Here is a 17,406-nt window from a genome sequence, read left to right on the forward strand (position 1 = left end):
GATTGCTGTTGAAACTGCTGATTCTCGATCGGGACGGAGTGATCAATTACGACTCCGACGCTTACATCAAGTCGGTGGAGGAGTGGATTCCACTGCCCGGCTCGATCGAGGCGATTGCGCAGTTGAGCAAGGCCGGCTGGACGGTGGCGGTCGCCACCAACCAGTCGGGCATTGCTCGCGGCTACTACGACCTCGCCACCCTCGACGCCATGCACGCGCGCTTGCGCGAGTTGGTGGCGGAGCAGGGTGGTGAAGTCGGGCTGATCGTATATTGCCCGCATGGGCCGGACGAGGGCTGCGATTGCCGCAAACCGAAACCCGGGATGCTCAAAACCATCGCAGCGCATTACAACGTCGAGCTGACCAACGTCTGGTTTGTCGGCGACAGCCTTGGTGACCTGGAGGCCGCCAAAGCCGTCGATTCACAGCCAGTTTTGGTAAAGACCGGGAAAGGCGAAAAGACTCAGGGCAAAACCTTGCCGGTTGGCACCCTGATTTTTGACGATCTGGCGGCGATTGCCGCAGAACTTATCCACAACTAGAGTGCTTCTGACGTTCCTGACCAGGGATTGATCGGGGGTGCGCTTGAACAGCCGGGCAATGCCCGTAACGGTAAACGTCGCCATGTCGATACTGCGGGCCATCAGAATTTTTCTCTTTTACCTGCTGCTGGGCACCACTTCTTTGCTGTGGTGCAGCCTGAGCTTTTTTATCGCGCCCTTTCTGCCGTTCAAGGCGCGATATCGTTTTATCAACGTGTACTGGTGTCGTTGCGCCCTCTGGCTGACCAAGGTGTTTCTCGGTATCCGTTACGAAATCAAAGGTGCGCAAAACGTGCCTGACCGGCCCTGCGTGATTCAGTCGAACCACCAGAGCACTTGGGAGACGTTCTTTCTCTCCGCTTATTTCTCGCCTTTGAGCCAGGTGCTCAAGCGCGAATTGCTCTACGTGCCGTTCTTCGGCTGGGCCATGGCCATGTTGCGGCCGATCGCCATTGACCGTGACAACCCGAAAGCTGCGCTCAAGCAAGTGGCGGCCAAAGGTGACGAACTGCTCAAGGACAATGTCTGGGTGCTGATTTTCCCTGAAGGCACTCGCGTGCCGTTCGGCACCGTTGGCAAGTTCTCGCGCAGTGGTAGCGCATTGGCAGTCAATGCCGAGCTTCCGGTGCTGCCGATTGCACACAATGCCGGCAGGTTCTGGCCGAAAGTCGGTTGGGGCAAAAAGTCTGGTGTGATCACCGTGGTCATCGGCGAGCCGATGTACGCCAACGGCACCGGGCCCCGCGCCATCGCCGAACTGAATGACCGGGTCCAAGCCTGGAACGAGCAGACCCAACGTGAAATGGGTTCGCTGCCACCGGCGCCACAGGCACCCGCGCAGAATGATCAAGTGGCTGTCTGAGATTTTGTGGATAACCTGTGTACGGTTTTGCTGAAAAGGCTTGAAATCGTAAATTAAGTGATTGATTTACTTATATATTTCTCAATCTCATAAAACACCGTAAAAGGTGCATAAGTTTTTTTCGGATGTAAAAAAACCGGCTGATATAGCCGGTTTTTTTATGCCCGATCATTCAATTATCAGTGGCAACTCCAGACGAAACGTCGTGCCTTGATCGACCACGCTGTGGCACTCGATCCGGCCGCTATGATGATCGATCACAGCCTTGACCATCGACAGCCCCAGCCCCACGCCATCAATGCCTTTGGCTGAAGAAAAGCGCCGGTACTGGCTGAACAGGTCCGGCAGTTCGTCGGGAGCGATCCCTTTGCCATGATCGGTTACTTCGCAACACAGCCAATCCTCGTGACAGGTGACGCACAGTTGAACCGTGGTGCCATCCCCGCTGTACTTGATCGCATTCTCCAGCAAATTGAACAACGCCCGGGTCAGCAGCCCTTGGTCGGCCAGAACCAGACGCTCCTGGGAGTGCTCGTCCATTTCGTGCAGCAGTTCGATGCCTTTTTGCTGGGCAATCGGCAACGCCTGATCCAGTACATCGAGCACCAACATCGCAAACAGGCTCGGCTGGAACTCGTAGGCTTCGGATTCAGCCCGCGCCAACAGGACAAAGCCGTCGGTCAGGTCCAGCGCGCGACGTACCTGACGCTCGATCTGTTCGAACAACGGGGAGTCAGTGCCCGACTTATGCCGGTGAACGTCAAGCAGCGCGAGGATCGCCGAATGTGGTGCTCGCAAATCGTGAGACAAGAAGCGCAGCAGCACACCGCGTTGTTCTTCGGCCGCACGTTCGGCGCTGAGGTCGGTGAGGCTGAGCAACCAGCCAATCGGCGTGTCACCGTCCACCGGCAACAGTGCGGCGCGTTCCAGACGCAGGCTGCGCTCCTTGTGATCACGGAACTCCAGCAGCGGCAGGGCAGACAATGGCAGGCGCGGATCTGTGGACAAATCCGGGTAGCCGAGTTGCGCCAGTTGATCGAGAACCTCGTCACCCACCAGATCGTTATCGAACAGCTGACGTGCCTTGCGATTACCCAGCAGGATCTTCCCTTTCGGGTCGCTGATCAGGGTCGCCACCGGCAGATATTCCAGACCGTCAGCAATGAAACGCCGGGTATCGCGCGTGCGGCTCATGGCCTGCTCAAGCGCCATGATCTGTCCCTGCAAACGATCAGCGGTGGGAAATTGCGCACGACGGCGTTCGGGAAACACCTTCGGTTCGCTGTCCAGACGCGCCAGCTCCCAGCCGAAGTACGTCAGCACTCCGTTCAGGCGCCGCCAGTTCCAGATCAGGTAACCAAACAACATGCCGAGCGCTGCCGGGGTTGGTGACCACCAGTCCCGCATTTCCGCGAGCCCGGCGCTGGTCAGCAGCACACAAGCGATCCCGATCAAGGTCAGCCACAGCGCCAGGCGCGGGCGCCACAACAAAAACCCAAGGACGCAGGCCACCAGTCCGACCGAGAGCAATGCACTCCAGCCCGGCGAGTCGTCGTGCAAATTGATCTGCGCGCGATACGACAACAGCGCAGTCAGCGGCAACAGCACTAGACTTATCCACAACCATTCGCGCACCAGACGCCGGAACAAACGCTGAACTTGGCTCGGCTCTCGGCTTTCACGCCGATGCGGGGTGCTCATATGAACAAAGGCGTGCAGGAAAAAGGGCAGGGCGGTGTGAATGGTTTCATAAGCCACAGGTCTGAGGACGTAGACCGAAGAATCATAGCGGACGTCGACCGACGGCGGACTGCTTACTTTCACTGCACAGGCTCAGCCGCTATGGTTGTTGGCCAACTGCCCAAGCAACAAGGAATGATCGCGTATGCGCGTTGCGATACTGGACGACGAACCCGCCGAACTGCGCCGGGTCGAACAGACCCTGCAGCAAATGGCCGAAGCGGGAGACCAGCCATGGTCATTGCACAGCTTCGAACGCGGCGAGGACCTGTTGCGGCAACTGCGCCGGGAAACCTTCGACCTGCTGATCCTCGACTGGCAATTGCCCGACCTCACCGGCCTGGCCCTGCTGCGCTGGACCCGCGAACACATGGAAGCGCCGCCGGCAGCGATCATGCTCACCAGCCGCGATGGCGAAAGCGATATCGTCCAGGCATTGAACGCTGGCGCCGATGACTACGTCAGCAAACCGTTCCGGCCCAATGAACTGAAAGCACGGGTCGCGGCAGTCTTGCGCCGGCATTACCAACAACGCACCGCCGCCGCTGAAGTACAGACCTTCAATGACCTGACCTTCGACGACGCCGAACTGACCGTCACCCGCGATGGCAAACCGATTGTCATGACCGAACGTGAGTATCGGCTAGCGCTCTGCCTGTTCAGCAACCTTGGCCGACCGCTGTCTCGGGAATATCTGTATGAGCGTTTTTGGCCGCATGAAGAGATGTCGTCATCGCGACCGCTGGATACGCATATCTACCGGTTGCGCAACAAGCTGGGGCTGACGGCGGAGCGGGGATGGCAGCTGCTGACGATTTACGGGTATGGGTATCGGTTGGAGAGTGTGACGACGGCCAGCGAATGATTCACCGGCTACAGCGCGTCAGCCTCCTCGCATTGGCCGCCCCATCGCCAGCACGTCGGTATCGCGTCATTGATCAATGAAAGGTCAAGGCAAGCAAGCCGATGGCCAGTTTGCGCTCATCCACGCTCATTCCCAGGTCATGGGGGCTGACCGCCGAGGGAAAGTGAAACTGAATACGCAACATACCCTGCTGCGCGACGCGTTGCTGCACATCCACTGGCAACGCAATATCAATCTTGTTAGCGGTTGATCGGGTCAGGCCAGTAGAAAGTACCGGCATCTGATTAATCCTGATCTCCACAGCTTGGCGCGGGTGTGACTTTGCCAGAAAGGCAGTGGCTTCAATCGACAATGAGGTAACAACGCCCGCGGGCTTCAGGATGATTTCGGCGTCCGAGCCAACAGATCCAGTGCCCCAAACATCGGAGATCCACCATCCTCCGGCGAGAAGGGCAGTGCCTGAGCCGGTATCCGAAAACGCTATTCTCTCGCCTGGCTGGAATGTCGAAATCAGCTCATCAGGGTGCGCAGGGTTGATCGCGGGACAATCGGCGCATCGCTTCCAACCCGGCGCCAACACATAGAAGCCGTCGATCCGGGTCAAGGCATCTGTGTCACGATTAAAACTCACAGAGGCTTGAAGCGCCGAACGCTGATCCAACACATACAGAGTGTCGGCATCATACTTTCCAGATTCGACAATCCGGTTCGCTGTGCGCTGCATAGCCTCCTGAGCCACCGCACTGACCCGTCCCAGATAAACGGCATCCGTTGCCAGGTTGTACTTGCTCGCATAATCAGACAGCGTCATCCAATGAGTCGAAAAATTTTGAGGCACCACCCATCGCACCTTCTGATAGTGCAACGCCGCATCGCGCCAGAAGGGGTCGACCAGAGGCGTGGTCCATTCCTTACCTGGCGAGGCCATCAACTGACTGCGGGTGTTTGCCCACCCGGCACGGGTATCGGCAATCTGCAGCACCATTGCTGATGCCAACAGCATGATTGCCGTGTGTGGACGATGTTCACGGGCAATCAGAAAAACAACAGCGAAGATGGCCGCATACATGACGGGCCAGATCATCCGCCCGGAGGCTCGAAAGACACTCGCCATCGCAACGACGGCATCAGGTAACGCGTAGTCGAACTCAAACGCGCCAATGCCTACCTTGTTGGAAAAAGCAAAAACCATCAGCCCGACCAACGCCAGTATCAATACCCAGCGATTAAGCATTGCGTTGAAAATACTGGTTTTGCTCGACACCAGCAGCGGTAACGCGCAGACCAGCAGAAACATTACCCCCAGCCCAGGGAATGCCATGCCGTCCCCATCGCCAGCGACCCCCGGGAGAGCCGGTAAAACGTATGACCAACCAGCGGATGTAAAGAACGTCAGAGCGTTCGCTCGGAACAATCCAAATCCAATGGAAGCCAGACCGGGCCCCTGGAGAACGAAATAACCCGCTTGCCAGCAACACGCGGCGGTCAGTAATAACAGGCAGAACAGTTCGATAAGTGCCTTGCGTACGGTAAATTGATAGTGGGTGGTTCTATGCAGGAGATCGGCAATCCAGATCAGTGCAATCATCGCCAGTAAATAGGCGTGCACCAGTGCCGCTACCGCCAGCAACAGGCCCCAAGCCGTCGAGCGTTTGCCGTTCTCAGGGCGTAAAGCCAGATACAGCGCGGCCAGGATAAGAAAATGCCCGGCAAGGGATAGATGCACTCCCATCCGCACGATCATCGCCGGATTAAAGAGAAACAGCACCGAGCCAAGTAAACGCACGGGCACATTGACCGTGGCCAGCCCCATCAATTTCCAGGCAAACCAGCTTTGCAAAACAAAACACATCAACAGCCAAAGCCCGAAATACTGGAAAGGCTCCGGAAGTAAAGAGGTAAACGGTTTGAAGACGAAGGCAAACAGCGGATTTGAGTCCGAAAAGATGATGGCGTTGCTCAACTCCAGCCCGTACGAAGGGTTAAGTCCCAGTGGAAACGACCAAGGCGCATTCCTGAAAAAAGCCCAGCCCAGATAGTGTGTGGCGGGATCACTGTGACCCAGCCACGCAATGTTCTGGGGATTTAGCGCTCGGGGTCCGATGACAATAAAAAAAGCCAGAATCCCCAACATTGCCGGTAATAGATTGACCGGCAGCCGTTTGACCCAATCCTTCATCGATACACGTCCATTTGTCAGGCTTAAAGGAGAGTCTGGAGTTGAGCTGCATCGTACGCAAAAAAAAGCCCGCTTGCGCGGGCCTCTTCTTGGCTTGACCGACCACCCCGATAGGGTGACCGAATCATCGTACCGGATCAGAAATCCAGGTTCGAAACCGCCAGAGCGTTGCTCTCGATGAAATCACGGCGAGGTTCGACCGCATCACCCATCAGGGTGTTGAAGATCTGGTCTGCGCCAATGGCGTCTTCGATGGTCACTTTCAGCATCCGGCGCTGCGCTGGGTCCATGGTGGTTTCCCACAGCTGATCCGGGTTCATTTCGCCCAGACCTTTGTATCGCTGGATGGTGTGACGCTTGGTGCTTTCAGCCATCAGCCATTCAAGGGCTTCCTTGAACTCGGTGACCGGCTTCTTGCGTTCGCCGCGCTGGATGTACGCGCCGTCGTCGAGCAAGGTGCTCAATTGAGCGCCCAGCGAAACCACGGTTTTGTAATCATTGCTGCCGAAGAAGTCACGGTTGAAGGTGATGTAGTTCGACAGGCCGTGGGAGATCAATTCGACCTCTGGCAGCCACACGCCACGTTCACGATCTTCACGCAGGCTGGCCTTGTAGACCAGACCGGATTTTTCGACAGTGCGCAGGCGGGTTTCGTACTTGGCCAGCCAGGTCTGCATCGCGGCGTGGTCGCCGAGCATTTCCAGGCTGACGGCCGGCAGGTAGATGAAGTGCTCGGTCAGCTCCTGCGGGTACAGGCGCGACAAACGCTTGAGGGTCTTCATCACCAGACGGAAATCATTCACCAGACGTTCCAGCGCTTCACCGGAGATGCCCGGGGCTTCGTCGTTCAGGTGCAGGCTCGCATCTTCCAGGGCCGACTGCGTCATGTACTCTTCCATGGCGTCATCGTCTTTGATGTATTGCTCTTGCTTGCCTTTCTTGACCTTGTACAGCGGCGGCTGGGCGATGTAGATGTAGCCGCGCTCGATCAGCTCCGGCAACTGACGGAAGAAGAAGGTCAGCAGCAGGGTACGGATGTGCGAACCGTCGACGTCAGCATCGGTCATGATGATGATGTTGTGATAACGCAGCTTGTCGATGTTGTACTCGTCGCGACCGATACCGCAGCCCAGCGCGGTAATCAAGGTGCCCACTTCTTGCGAAGAGATCATCTTGTCGAAGCGTGCTTTCTCGACGTTGAGGATCTTGCCCTTGAGCGGCAGGATCGCTTGCGTGCGGCGGTTACGTCCCTGCTTGGCGGAACCGCCAGCAGAGTCACCTTCCACGAGGTACAGTTCGGACAGTGCCGGGTCTTTTTCCTGGCAGTCAGCCAGTTTGCCCGGCAGGCCGGCGATGTCCAGCGCGCCTTTGCGGCGGGTCATCTCACGAGCCTTGCGCGCGGCTTCACGAGCACGCGCGGCGTCGATCATCTTGCCGACGACCAGCTTGGCTTCGTTCGGGTTTTCCAGCAGGAAGTCGGAGAAGTACTTGCCCATTTCCTGTTCGACCGCGGTCTTCACTTCGGAAGAAACCAGCTTGTCTTTGGTCTGGGAGCTGAACTTCGGGTCTGGTACTTTCACCGAAATGATCGCGGTCAAACCTTCACGGGCATCGTCACCGGTGGTGGCGACTTTGTGCTTCTTCGCCAGGCCTTCCGCTTCGATGTAAGTATTGAGGTTACGCGTCAGTGCGGAACGGAAACCCACCAGGTGGGTGCCGCCATCGCGCTGTGGAATGTTGTTGGTGAAGCACAACAGGTTCTCGTTGAAGCTGTCGTTCCACTGCAGGGCGATTTCCACGCCGATGCCGTCTTCACGCTGGATGTTGAAGTGGAACACCTGGTTGACCGCAGTCTTGTTGGTGTTCAGGTATTCAACGAATGCACGCAGGCCGCCTTCGTACTTGAACAGCTCTTCCTTGCCGCTGCGCTCGTCCTTGAGGACGATGCCAACACCGGAGTTGAGGAAGGACAGTTCACGAATCCGCTTGGCCAGGATGTCCCAGCTGAAGTGGATGTTCTTGAAGGTGTCGGCGGACGGTTTGAAATGGATCTGGGTACCGGTCGATTCGCTGTCGCCAACGATTTTCATCGGCTCTTGCGGAACACCGTGGACGTAGGTCTGTTCCCAGATCTTGCCGCTGCGGCGAACGGTCAGGATCAGCTCTTCCGACAGTGCGTTCACTACCGAAACACCTACACCGTGCAGGCCGCCGGATACTTTGTAGGAGTTGTCGTCGAACTTACCGCCAGCGTGGAGGACGGTCATGATGACCTCGGCGGCGGAAACGCCTTCCTCTTTGTGCACGTCTACCGGGATGCCACGGCCGTTGTCGCGAACGGTGATGGACTCATCCGGGTGGATAATGATGCTGATGTCGTCGCAGTGGCCGGCGAGGGCTTCGTCGATCGAGTTGTCGACCACTTCGAACACCATGTGGTGCAGACCGCTGCCATCGTCGGTGTCACCAATGTACATACCGGGACGTTTGCGTACGGCATCCAGGCCTTTCAGCACTTTAATGCTCGTTGAGTCGTACGTATTTTCTTCGCTCAATGCCTTCACTCCCGATGGTCGTGGGTCTGGGTGATACGGCCTTGTTCCACGTGGAACAAAGCGACTGGCGTTTCCGTCTGCCAGCCTTCCCTCAATAATTCGTGATCTACACAGGTGATGAAAACCTGGCAGCGTAAGTCTTCCAGCAAGCGGCACAGCGCGCGACGGTGGTTCTCGTCCAGTTCGGACGGCAAGTCATCCACCAGATAAATACACTGACCGCGTCGGGCCTGGCTCACCAGATGCCCCTGGGCAATTCGCAAGGCACAGACCACCAACTTCTGCTGACCCCGGGACAAGATGTCCGCGGCATTGTGTGCGCCCAATCTAAGACGCAAATCAGCGCGTTGTGGTCCGGCCTGGGTATGACCCATTTGCTGGTCCCGCTGTAGGGAACCTGCAAGTACGGCACTTAATTCCCGGTCTTTGTCCCAGCCTCGGTAATAGCTGAGCGTCAAACCTTCAAGCTCAACCAGTTCGCTCAAGGTTTGTTCAAAGACTGGTTTCAAGGCTTTGATGTAAGCGCGGCGGTATTCATCGATTTCAGCGCTGGCCTGGCACAGTTCCCTGTCCCAAACCGCTTGCGAAACGGCGTCAAGTGTACCATGCCGCAGCCAAGAGTTTCTCTGGCGCAGGGCCTTCTGCAAGCGCTGCCAGGTCGCCATGAATCGCGGTTCGACGTGGAACACACCCCAGTCGAGAAACTGCCGGCGAATCTTCGGCGCACCCTCCAGCAAGCGGAAGCTGTCTGGGTTGATCAACTGCAGCGGCAGGATCTCCGCCAGTTGCGCAGCGCTGCGGGCGTTTTGGCCGTCGATACGGATCTGGAACTCGCCCTGACGGTCGCGAGATATCCCCAGAGCGCTATGTCCGCCCTCGGCCAATTCGACCTGGCCGAACACGGTGCAGGCGAGCTGCTCGTACTGAATCACCGGCAATAGCCGCGTGCTACGAAACGAACGGGCAAGCCCCAGCAGATGAATGGCTTCCAGAACACTGGTTTTGCCGCTGCCGTTGGCGCCGTAAAGAATGTTGATTCGGGGGGAGGGGGAGAAGGTCACCGGGTGCAGATTGCGCACCGCGGTGACCGAGACGCGACTTAAGGACATCTAGTTTCTGCTGATTACAGGCGCATCGGCATAACAACATAAGCCGAGTCGTCATTGTCGGACTCTTGCACCAGCGCACTGCTGTTGGAGTCGGACAGGATCAGGCGAACCTGTTCAGTGGTCATCACGCCCAGCACGTCGAGCAGATAGCTCACGTTGAAGCCGATTTCCAGGTTGCCGCCGTTGTACTCGACGCCCACTTCTTCTTCCGCTTCTTCCTGCTCCGGGTTGTTGGCCTGGATCTTCAATTGACCGTTGGCCAGTTGCAGACGGATACCGCGGTACTTCTCGTTGGACAGAATCGCGGTACGGCTGAATGCTTCGCGCAATGCCTGACGGTCGCCCAGTACCAGCTTGTCGCCGCCCTTTGGCAGAACGCGCTCGTAGTCCGGGAATTTACCGTCGACCAGTTTCGAGGTGAAGGTGAACTCACCGGTGGTAGCGCGGATGTGGTGTTGACCCAGCACGATGCTGACGTTGCCGTCCGGCTCGGTGAGCAGACGCGCCAGTTCGAGGATACCTTTGCGCGGCACGATCACCTGGTGGCGATCCGGCTGACCGATATCGGCCTGCATCGAGCACATCGCCAGACGGTGGCCGTCGGTGGCCACAGCACGGATCACGCCGGCCGAGACTTCCAGCAGCATGCCGTTGAGGTAATAACGCACGTCCTGCTGGGCCATGGCGAAGCTGGTGCGTTCGATCAAACGACGCAGTTTGCTCTGCTCCAGAGTACAAGTCAGCGAACCCGGGCCTTCTTCCACAGTCGGGAAGTCGTTGGATGGCAGGGTCGACAGGGTGAAGCGGCTACGACCGGCCTTCACGACCAGTTTCTGCTCGTCGACCTTGATGTCGATCAGTGCATCGTTGGGCAGGCTTTTGCAGATATCCATCAGCTTGCGCGCAGGCACGGTGATGGAACCTGTTTCAGCCGGCTCCTCAAGTTGCACGCGACCAACCAGCTCGACTTCCAGGTCGGTACCGGTCAGCGACAGTTGCTGGCCTTCGACAACCAGCAGCACGTTGGACAGTACCGGCAAGGTCTGTCGGCGCTCGACGACGCCTGCGACCAGTTGCAGGGGTTTCAACAGGGCTTCGCGTTGAATGGTGAAATGCATGGTCTAGTCCCTTGCCTTAATAAGCTGCGCTGGTGTTCATCAAGTAGTCAGTGTACGCAGCAGGTTCTTGTAGTCCTCGCGGATGTCCGCGTCGGATTCCTTAAGTTCGTTGATCTTGCGGCAGGCGTGCAAAACAGTCGTGTGGTCGCGGCCGCCAAACACATCGCCGATTTCCGGCAGGCTGTGGTTGGTCAATTCTTTTGACAACGCCATGGCGACCTGACGCGGACGAGCCACCGAGCGCGAACGGCGCTTGGACAGCAAGTCGGAGATCTTGATCTTGTAGTACTCGGCGACAGTGCGCTGAATGTTATCCACAGAGACCAGTTTGTCCTGCAACGCCAACAAGTCTTTCAAGGATTCACGAATCAACTCGATGGTGATGTCGCGACCCATGAAGTGCGAGTGGGCGATCACGCGTTTCAGCGCGCCTTCCAGCTCACGGACGTTGGAGCGGATTCGCTGGGCAATGAAGAACGCGGCGTCGTGCGGCAACTCGACTTTGGCCTGGTCGGCCTTCTTCATCAAGATCGCGACGCGGGTTTCCAGTTCCGGCGGCTCGACGGCAACCGTCAGGCCCCAGCCGAAGCGGGATTTGAGGCGCTCTTCAAGGCCTTCGATTTCTTTCGGATAGCGGTCACTGGTGAGAATGACCTGCTGGCCACCTTCAAGCAGGGCGTTGAAGGTGTGGAAAAACTCTTCCTGTGAGCGCTCTTTGCGGGCGAAGAACTGAATGTCATCGATGAGCAAGGCGTCGACCGAACGGTAGAAGCGCTTGAACTCGTTGATCGCGTTCAGTTGCAGGGCCTTGACCATGTCGGCCACGAAGCGCTCGGAATGCAGGTACACGACCTTGGCATTCGGGTTCTTCTTTAATAGATGGTTACCCACAGCGTGCATCAAGTGAGTCTTACCCAAACCAACGCCGCCATAAAGGAACAGCGGGTTGTAACCATGCTTCGGGTTATCCGCCACTTGCCAGGCCGCCGCGCGGGCGAGCTGGTTGGATTTACCTTCGACGAAATTCTCGAACGTAAACGTGCGGTTGAGGTAGCTGGTGTGCTTGAGCGCGCCTTCGACCTGCACGGTGCGCTGTTCGGCGCGAACCGGGGCCTGTTGCGAACTGGCACCGGCCATCGGATCAAAGCTGTCGCGGGACGGCTCTTCACTGATTTCGGCGGATTTCTGCGTGGCACGTTTCGCCGGGGCTGCCGTCGGGGCAGGCGCTGGCGAGCTGACCGGCACAGCATTGGCCTGTACCTGGGAAGCTTGCGCGGCGGCCAACGGTGCATTCGGAGCGGCACGCGGTGCCGAGCTGCGCTTGCTGCCTATTAATAAGGAAAGCGCAGGCGCCATGCCATTGCCATGCTCATCCAGCAGTTCAAGGACACGGCCCAGGTACTTTTCGTTGACCCAGTCCAGCACAAAACGGTTCGGTGCATACACGCGCAACTCGTCGCCTTCGGCTTCGACCTGTAGTGGACGGATCCAGGTGTTGAATTGTTGGGCAGGCAGCTCTTCGCGCAAAAGCTCCACGCACTGCTGCCAAAGTTCCACTGACACGGATATCCCCTAAGTTGAAAGCCGGTGAGGCAAAAACAAGCGGCCATTGTAGCTGCGAGCCGCCCACTTATCCACATGCAGGTTGCTCGTCGCCCATGATTTATCAATGCGTTGAACCAGAAAAAGGCGACCAACGGTGTGTGCATAAGCTCTGTGGATAACCGCCTCTAAGGGCACTGGACAACTGGGGGTTGAACTCGGTGGATAACCAGCCTGTGGATAACAGGCCATTCCACACACAGGTTATCCGATAGCGCAGCACAGGCTGACCACGGTTTTCCACTGTAGTTGTCATTCTCTGTACATCAGGTAAAACAACGGCTGAAGGTAGTTATCCACAGACGATGGCGTCCCTAGCTTTTATAAGCTTTACAGAAAAGCTTTAAATAATTCCCTTCTTTATTTCTATATCTAGTGATCAGGGTTTCGACCCGAATAGCCGTGCAGATCTATTTATAAGGAAACGCTGGTTGGAAATTGACCTGAAGGCTTGCTTTCTCTAGAATCCCCGGTCTCTTAAAACGGGGGCCATTCCGGCCCGTTGTGGACGAACCAGGTAACACGACAATGAAACGTACTTTCCAACCAAGCACTATCAAACGCGCTCGTACCCACGGTTTCCGTGCTCGCATGGCTACCAAGAACGGCCGCGCAGTCCTGTCGCGTCGTCGCGCCAAAGGTCGTGCGCGTCTGGCAGTTTGATAATCCGGTACTGGAGGTGAGTCAGGACTTCAGTCGGGAAAAGCGTTTGCTTACCCCCCGGCATTTCAAGGCAGTCTTTGACTCCCCTACCGGCAAGGTTCCGGGGAAAAATCTCCTGCTCCTTGCGCGCAACAACGATCTCGATCACCCCCGTCTCGGGCTGGTTATCGGGAAAAAGAGCGTAAAGCTCTCCGTCGAGCGCAATCGCCTCAAACGTCTGATGCGCGAATCGTTTCGCCTGCACCAGGATTCTCTGGTCGGCTGGGACATAGTTATCGTCGCGCGCAAAGGTTTGGGTGACGTAGAGAACCCCGAATTGATTCAGCATTTCGGCAAACTCTGGAAACGTCTTGCACGCAGCAAGCCTGTTCCAGAAGTCAAAGCCGAAACTGTAGGGGTAGACAGTCCCGATGCGTAAACTGGCACTCGTTCCGATCCAGTTTTATCGCTACGCCATTAGTCCTTTGATGGCCAGTCACTGTCGTTTCTACCCCAGTTGTTCCTGCTACGCGTATGAAGCCATCGAAAATCATGGCCTTCTGCGCGGTGGCTGGCTGACCTTTCGTCGTTTAGGTCGCTGTCATCCGTGGAATCCCGGTGGTTATGACCCGGTTCCGCCTATCCCTACCTCCCGTTCTTCTTCGATGGCCGAGTAATCATGGATATCAAACGCACGATCCTGATCGTCGCCCTCGCAATCGTGGCTTACGTTATGGTTCTTAAATGGAACCAGGACTATGGCCAGGCTGCCTTGCCGACTCAGAATGTTGCTTCCAGTACGACCACATCTGGCCTGCCGGATACCGTTCCTGGCAATAATGCTGCTGCCAGTGACGACATTCCACGCGCCGCAAACGATACCAGCGCACCTGCCGAAACTCCGGTCGCTGCCAGCAAGGATCTGATCCAGATCAAAACCGACGTGCTCGATCTCGCGATCGATCCACAAGGTGGCGATGTTGCTCAACTGACTTTGCCTCTGTATCCACGTCGCCAGGATCGTCCTGATGTTCCGTTCCAGCTGTTCGATAACGGCGGCGAGCGTGTTTATCTGGCACAAAGTGGTCTGATCGGCACCAACGGCCCGGATGCAAATCCGGCCGGTCGTCCGGTTTACTCCTCGGAGAAGAAGACTTATCAACTGGCTGACGGTCAGGACCAACTGGTCGTAGACCTCAAGTTCAGCAAGGACGGCGTCAATTACATCAAGCGTTTCACTCTGAAACGTGGCCTGTATGACGTAAACGTGTCCTACATTGTGGATAACCAGAGCGCTCAGCCGTGGAACGGGGCAATGTTTGCCCAGTTGAAACGCGACGCCAGCGGTGATCCATCGTCCACAACAGCGACCGGTACTGCGACGTACCTCGGCGCTGCCCTGTGGACAAGTTCCGAGCCGTACAAGAAAGTGTCCATGAAGGACATGGACAAGGCCCAACTGAAAGAAACCGTCACCGGTGGTTGGGTAGCATGGCTGCAACACTACTTCGTGACTGCATGGATTCCGGAGAAGGGCGAAAACAACATCGTCCAGACCCGTAAAGACAGCAAAGGCAACTACATCATCGGTTACACCGGTCCTACACTGACCGCTGCTCCAGGTGCCAAAGTTGAAACCAGCGCTATTCTTTACGCAGGTCCGAAAAGCCAGGCAGTTCTGAAAGAGTTGTCCCCAGGTCTGGAACTGACTGTCGACTACGGCATTCTGTGGTTCATTGCTCAACCAATCTTCTGGTTGCTGCAACATATCCACGCCATTGTCGGTAACTGGGGCTGGTCGATCATCTTCCTGACCATGCTGATCAAAGGCTTGTTCTTCCCTCTGTCGGCTGCCAGCTACAAATCGATGGCGCGCATGCGTGCTGTTGCTCCAAAACTGGCCGCACTGAAAGAACAACATGGTGATGACCGGCAGAAAATGTCGCAATCCATGATGGAGCTGTACAAGAAAGAGAAGATCAATCCACTGGGCGGCTGCTTGCCGATCCTCGTGCAGATGCCGGTTTTCCTTTCGCTGTACTGGGTTCTGCTCGAAAGCGTGGAAATGCGCCAAGCGCCGTTCATGCTGTGGATCACTGACCTGTCGATCAAGGACCCGTTCTTCATTCTGCCGATCATCATGGGCGCGACCATGTTCATCCAGCAGCAGTTGAACCCGACTCCTCCGGATCCGATGCAGGCGAAGGTCATGAAAATGATGCCAATCATCTTCACCTTCTTCTTCCTGTGGTTCCCGGCTGGTCTGGTGCTGTACTGGGTTGTGAACAACTGCCTGTCGATCACCCAACAGTGGTACATCACGCGTAAGATCGAAGCGGCGACGAAAAAAGCCGAGGCGTAACTTGCACTGTGGATAACACCACTCAAAACGCCCCCTAGTGGGGCGTTTTGCTATCTGTCACTTTTGTCTGGATTCCGGTTTATGAGCGTACCTCGTGAAACCATTGCTGCCATTGCCACTGCCCAAGGCCGAGGCGGTGTGGGTATCGTCCGTATTTCCGGGCCGTTGGCGAGTGCCGCGGCGCAGGCCATCAGTGGCCGCGAACTGAAACCGCGATATGCGCATTATGGCCCGTTTTTCAGTGATGACCGGCAAGTGCTGGATGAAGGTCTGGCGCTGTATTTCCCCGGCCCCAACTCGTTTACCGGCGAAGACGTGCTGGAATTACAGGGTCATGGCGGCCCGATCGTTCTGGATATGTTGCTCAAACGTTGCCTGGAACTGGGATGTCGTCTGGCCCGGCCGGGCGAATTCAGCGAGCGAGCCTTCCTCAACGACAAACTCGACCTGGCCCAGGCCGAGGCGATTGCCGACTTGATCGAGGCCAGTTCTGCACAAGCGGCGCGCAATGCCCTGCGTTCTTTGCAAGGCGCGTTTTCCCAGCGTGTGCATAACCTTACTGAGCAGTTGATAGGTCTGCGCATTTACGTCGAGGCTGCAATCGACTTTCCGGAAGAGGAAATCGACTTCCTCGCCGATGGCCACGTGCTGAGCATGCTCGACAAGGTACGCGACGAGTTATCCACCGTGCTGCGCGAAGCCGGGCAGGGTGCGTTGCTGCGCGACGGCATGACCGTAGTGATCGCAGGCCGGCCGAATGCCGGCAAATCCAGCCTGTTGAATGCCTTGGCCGGTCGCGAAGCCGCAATCGTTACCGAGATTGCCGGCACCACCCGGGACATTTTGCGTGAACATATCCACATCGATGGCATGCCGCTGCACGTAGTGGATACCGCTGGTCTGCGTGATACCGATGATCAGGTGGAAAAGATCGGCGTGGAACGCGCATTGAAAGCCATCAGCGAAGCAGATCGCGTGCTGTTGGTGGTGGATGCCACTGCTCCTGAAGCTGCAGATCCGTTCGCCTTGTGGCCGGAATTCCTCGAAACCCGTCCCGATCCGGCAAAAGTTACCTTGATCCGCAACAAGGCTGACCTGACCGGGGAGGCGATTGCCCTGGAAATCTGTACCGATGGCCACGTGACCATCAGCCTGAGCGCAAAGTCGGCCGGTGAAGGCCTGGAGTTGCTGCGCGATCATCTCAAGGCCTGCATGGGCTATGAACAGACGTCGGAAAGCAGCTTCAGTGCGCGACGCCGGCATCTGGAAGCATTACGTCATGCCAGTTCTGCACTGGAACATGGCCGCGCTCAGCTGACATTGGCGGGCGCCGGCGAGCTGTTGGCTGAAGATTTACGTCAGGCACAGCATTCGCTCGGTGAAATCACCGGGGCATTCAGCTCCGATGATCTGCTGGGACGGATCTTTTCCAGCTTCTGCATCGGTAAGTAACTCAGCCGCTGCATTCAAACGGGCCCATTCGGGCCCGTTTTTGTTTTCCCTTTCCAAATAAACCAACCCGAGTGCCCGACTGAATCTTCAGGCGAGCGCTTTTCTCGTGTCTGGAATTCCTTCAATCAACGATTTTCTGTGGATTAAGCCCTGTGAATAACTGCCACTGAGGTCAGTTGATAACAGGGCCTGAAAACTGGATATAACCGTGCCTGTGGATAACCATCCCATTCATCCACAGGCTTAGACCGGTTATCCAAGGGCCTTATTGGCACATGGACACAGGGTTTTGAATCTCTGTACATATTGAATATAAAGGCCTGTAGAGATCTATCCACAGAAAGGTGCCCCAGTAAAAATAAACATAAAAACAAAGGT

Annotated in this window: 14 protein-coding genes; 8 read left to right on the top strand and 6 right to left on the bottom strand. The window is 56.7% G+C overall.

Annotated elements, in window-relative coordinates:
• The first annotated feature begins 2 nt into the window (after positions 1 to 2).
• Together gmhB and ACTWLJ_RS06880 are read left to right on the top strand one after the other, a co-directional pair.
• Positions 3 to 542: a D-glycero-beta-D-manno-heptose 1,7-bisphosphate 7-phosphatase gene (gene gmhB / locus ACTWLJ_RS06875; RefSeq protein WP_445180330.1), complete on the top strand. Its 540-nt coding sequence runs from the start codon at positions 3 to 5 to the stop codon at positions 540 to 542.
• 82 nt (positions 543 to 624) lie between these two features.
• Positions 625 to 1,404: a lysophospholipid acyltransferase family protein gene (locus tag ACTWLJ_RS06880; protein ID WP_401221062.1), complete on the top strand. Its 780-nt coding sequence runs from the start codon at positions 625 to 627 to the stop codon at positions 1,402 to 1,404.
• Between the two features lie 168 nt (positions 1,405 to 1,572).
• On the opposite strand, the gene ACTWLJ_RS06885 is transcribed toward ACTWLJ_RS06880, so the two are convergent.
• On the bottom strand, positions 1,573 to 3,105 hold the full coding sequence (locus tag ACTWLJ_RS06885) for a sensor histidine kinase (RefSeq protein WP_445181328.1): 1,533 nt from the start codon (positions 3,103 to 3,105) through the stop codon (positions 1,573 to 1,575).
• 184 nt (positions 3,106 to 3,289) lie between these two features.
• On the opposite strand from ACTWLJ_RS06885, the gene ACTWLJ_RS06890 reads away from it, so the two are divergent.
• Positions 3,290 to 4,009 carry a response regulator transcription factor gene (locus ACTWLJ_RS06890; RefSeq protein ID WP_445180331.1) on the top strand — a complete coding sequence of 240 codons (720 nt, stop codon included), beginning with the start codon at positions 3,290 to 3,292 and terminating at the stop codon, positions 4,007 to 4,009.
• Between the two features lie 73 nt (positions 4,010 to 4,082).
• Here the strand turns inward: ACTWLJ_RS06890 and ACTWLJ_RS06895 are convergent, their stop codons facing one another.
• The 5 genes from ACTWLJ_RS06895 to dnaA form a co-directional block, all read right to left on the bottom strand.
• Positions 4,083 to 6,188, bottom strand: coding sequence for a DUF6311 domain-containing protein (locus ACTWLJ_RS06895; protein WP_445180332.1), 2,106 nt, complete (start codon positions 6,186 to 6,188; stop codon positions 4,083 to 4,085).
• A gap of 137 nt (positions 6,189 to 6,325) precedes the next feature.
• Positions 6,326 to 8,743, bottom strand: coding sequence for a DNA topoisomerase (ATP-hydrolyzing) subunit B (gene gyrB / locus ACTWLJ_RS06900; RefSeq protein WP_445180333.1), 2,418 nt, complete (start codon positions 8,741 to 8,743; stop codon positions 6,326 to 6,328).
• Between the two features lie 5 nt (positions 8,744 to 8,748).
• On the bottom strand, positions 8,749 to 9,852 hold the full coding sequence (gene recF, locus ACTWLJ_RS06905) for a DNA replication/repair protein RecF (protein ID WP_053125303.1): 1,104 nt from the start codon (positions 9,850 to 9,852) through the stop codon (positions 8,749 to 8,751).
• A gap of 14 nt (positions 9,853 to 9,866) precedes the next feature.
• Positions 9,867 to 10,970, bottom strand: coding sequence for a DNA polymerase III subunit beta (gene dnaN, locus ACTWLJ_RS06910; protein WP_445180334.1), 1,104 nt, complete (start codon positions 10,968 to 10,970; stop codon positions 9,867 to 9,869).
• Positions 10,971 to 11,009: 39 nt separating this feature from the next.
• Positions 11,010 to 12,533: a chromosomal replication initiator protein DnaA gene (gene dnaA, locus ACTWLJ_RS06915; protein ID WP_445180335.1), complete on the bottom strand. Its 1,524-nt coding sequence runs from the start codon at positions 12,531 to 12,533 to the stop codon at positions 11,010 to 11,012.
• A 567-nt stretch (positions 12,534 to 13,100) separates the two neighbouring features.
• Between dnaA and rpmH the strand changes: the two genes are divergently transcribed.
• From rpmH to mnmE, 5 genes are all read left to right on the top strand, one after another.
• On the top strand, positions 13,101 to 13,235 hold the full coding sequence (rpmH, locus tag ACTWLJ_RS06920; RefSeq protein WP_003213577.1) for a 50S ribosomal protein L34: 135 nt from the start codon (positions 13,101 to 13,103) through the stop codon (positions 13,233 to 13,235).
• 16 nt (positions 13,236 to 13,251) lie between these two features.
• Positions 13,252 to 13,653 carry a ribonuclease P protein component gene (gene rnpA / locus ACTWLJ_RS06925; protein ID WP_445181329.1) on the top strand — a complete coding sequence of 134 codons (402 nt, stop codon included), beginning with the start codon at positions 13,252 to 13,254 and terminating at the stop codon, positions 13,651 to 13,653.
• On the top strand, positions 13,646 to 13,891 hold the full coding sequence (gene yidD / locus ACTWLJ_RS06930) for a membrane protein insertion efficiency factor YidD (protein WP_010465488.1): 246 nt from the start codon (positions 13,646 to 13,648) through the stop codon (positions 13,889 to 13,891). Before rnpA ends, yidD begins: the two co-directional genes overlap by 8 nt.
• A gap of 2 nt (positions 13,892 to 13,893) precedes the next feature.
• On the top strand, positions 13,894 to 15,576 hold the full coding sequence (yidC, locus tag ACTWLJ_RS06935) for a membrane protein insertase YidC (protein ID WP_445180336.1): 1,683 nt from the start codon (positions 13,894 to 13,896) through the stop codon (positions 15,574 to 15,576).
• 81 nt (positions 15,577 to 15,657) lie between these two features.
• On the top strand, positions 15,658 to 17,028 hold the full coding sequence (gene mnmE / locus ACTWLJ_RS06940; protein WP_445180337.1) for a tRNA uridine-5-carboxymethylaminomethyl(34) synthesis GTPase MnmE: 1,371 nt from the start codon (positions 15,658 to 15,660) through the stop codon (positions 17,026 to 17,028).
• Positions 17,029 to 17,406: the final 378 nt, after the last annotated feature.

Source organism: Pseudomonas sp. McL0111, from assembly GCF_052567255.1.

What these genes read in the sequence shown, in the direction of transcription:
- ACTWLJ_RS06895 (WP_445180332.1), bottom strand. Translation starts at nt 6,188, where the DNA reads ATGAAGGATTGGGTCAAACGGCTGCCGGTCAATCTATTACCGGCAATG.
- ACTWLJ_RS06890 (WP_445180331.1), top strand. Translation starts at nt 3,290, where the DNA reads ATGCGCGTTGCGATACTGGACGACGAACCCGCCGAACTGCGCCGGGTC.
- yidD (WP_010465488.1), top strand. Translation starts at nt 13,646, where the DNA reads ATGCGTAAACTGGCACTCGTTCCGATCCAGTTTTATCGCTACGCCATT.
- rpmH (WP_003213577.1), top strand. Translation starts at nt 13,101, where the DNA reads ATGAAACGTACTTTCCAACCAAGCACTATCAAACGCGCTCGTACCCAC.
- dnaN (WP_445180334.1), bottom strand. Translation starts at nt 10,970, where the DNA reads ATGCATTTCACCATTCAACGCGAAGCCCTGTTGAAACCCCTGCAACTG.
- yidC (WP_445180336.1), top strand. Translation starts at nt 13,894, where the DNA reads ATGGATATCAAACGCACGATCCTGATCGTCGCCCTCGCAATCGTGGCT.
- mnmE (WP_445180337.1), top strand. Translation starts at nt 15,658, where the DNA reads ATGAGCGTACCTCGTGAAACCATTGCTGCCATTGCCACTGCCCAAGGC.
- recF (WP_053125303.1), bottom strand. Translation starts at nt 9,852, where the DNA reads ATGTCCTTAAGTCGCGTCTCGGTCACCGCGGTGCGCAATCTGCACCCG.
- ACTWLJ_RS06880 (WP_401221062.1), top strand. Translation starts at nt 625, where the DNA reads ATGTCGATACTGCGGGCCATCAGAATTTTTCTCTTTTACCTGCTGCTG.
- ACTWLJ_RS06885 (WP_445181328.1), bottom strand. Translation starts at nt 3,105, where the DNA reads ATGAGCACCCCGCATCGGCGTGAAAGCCGAGAGCCGAGCCAAGTTCAG.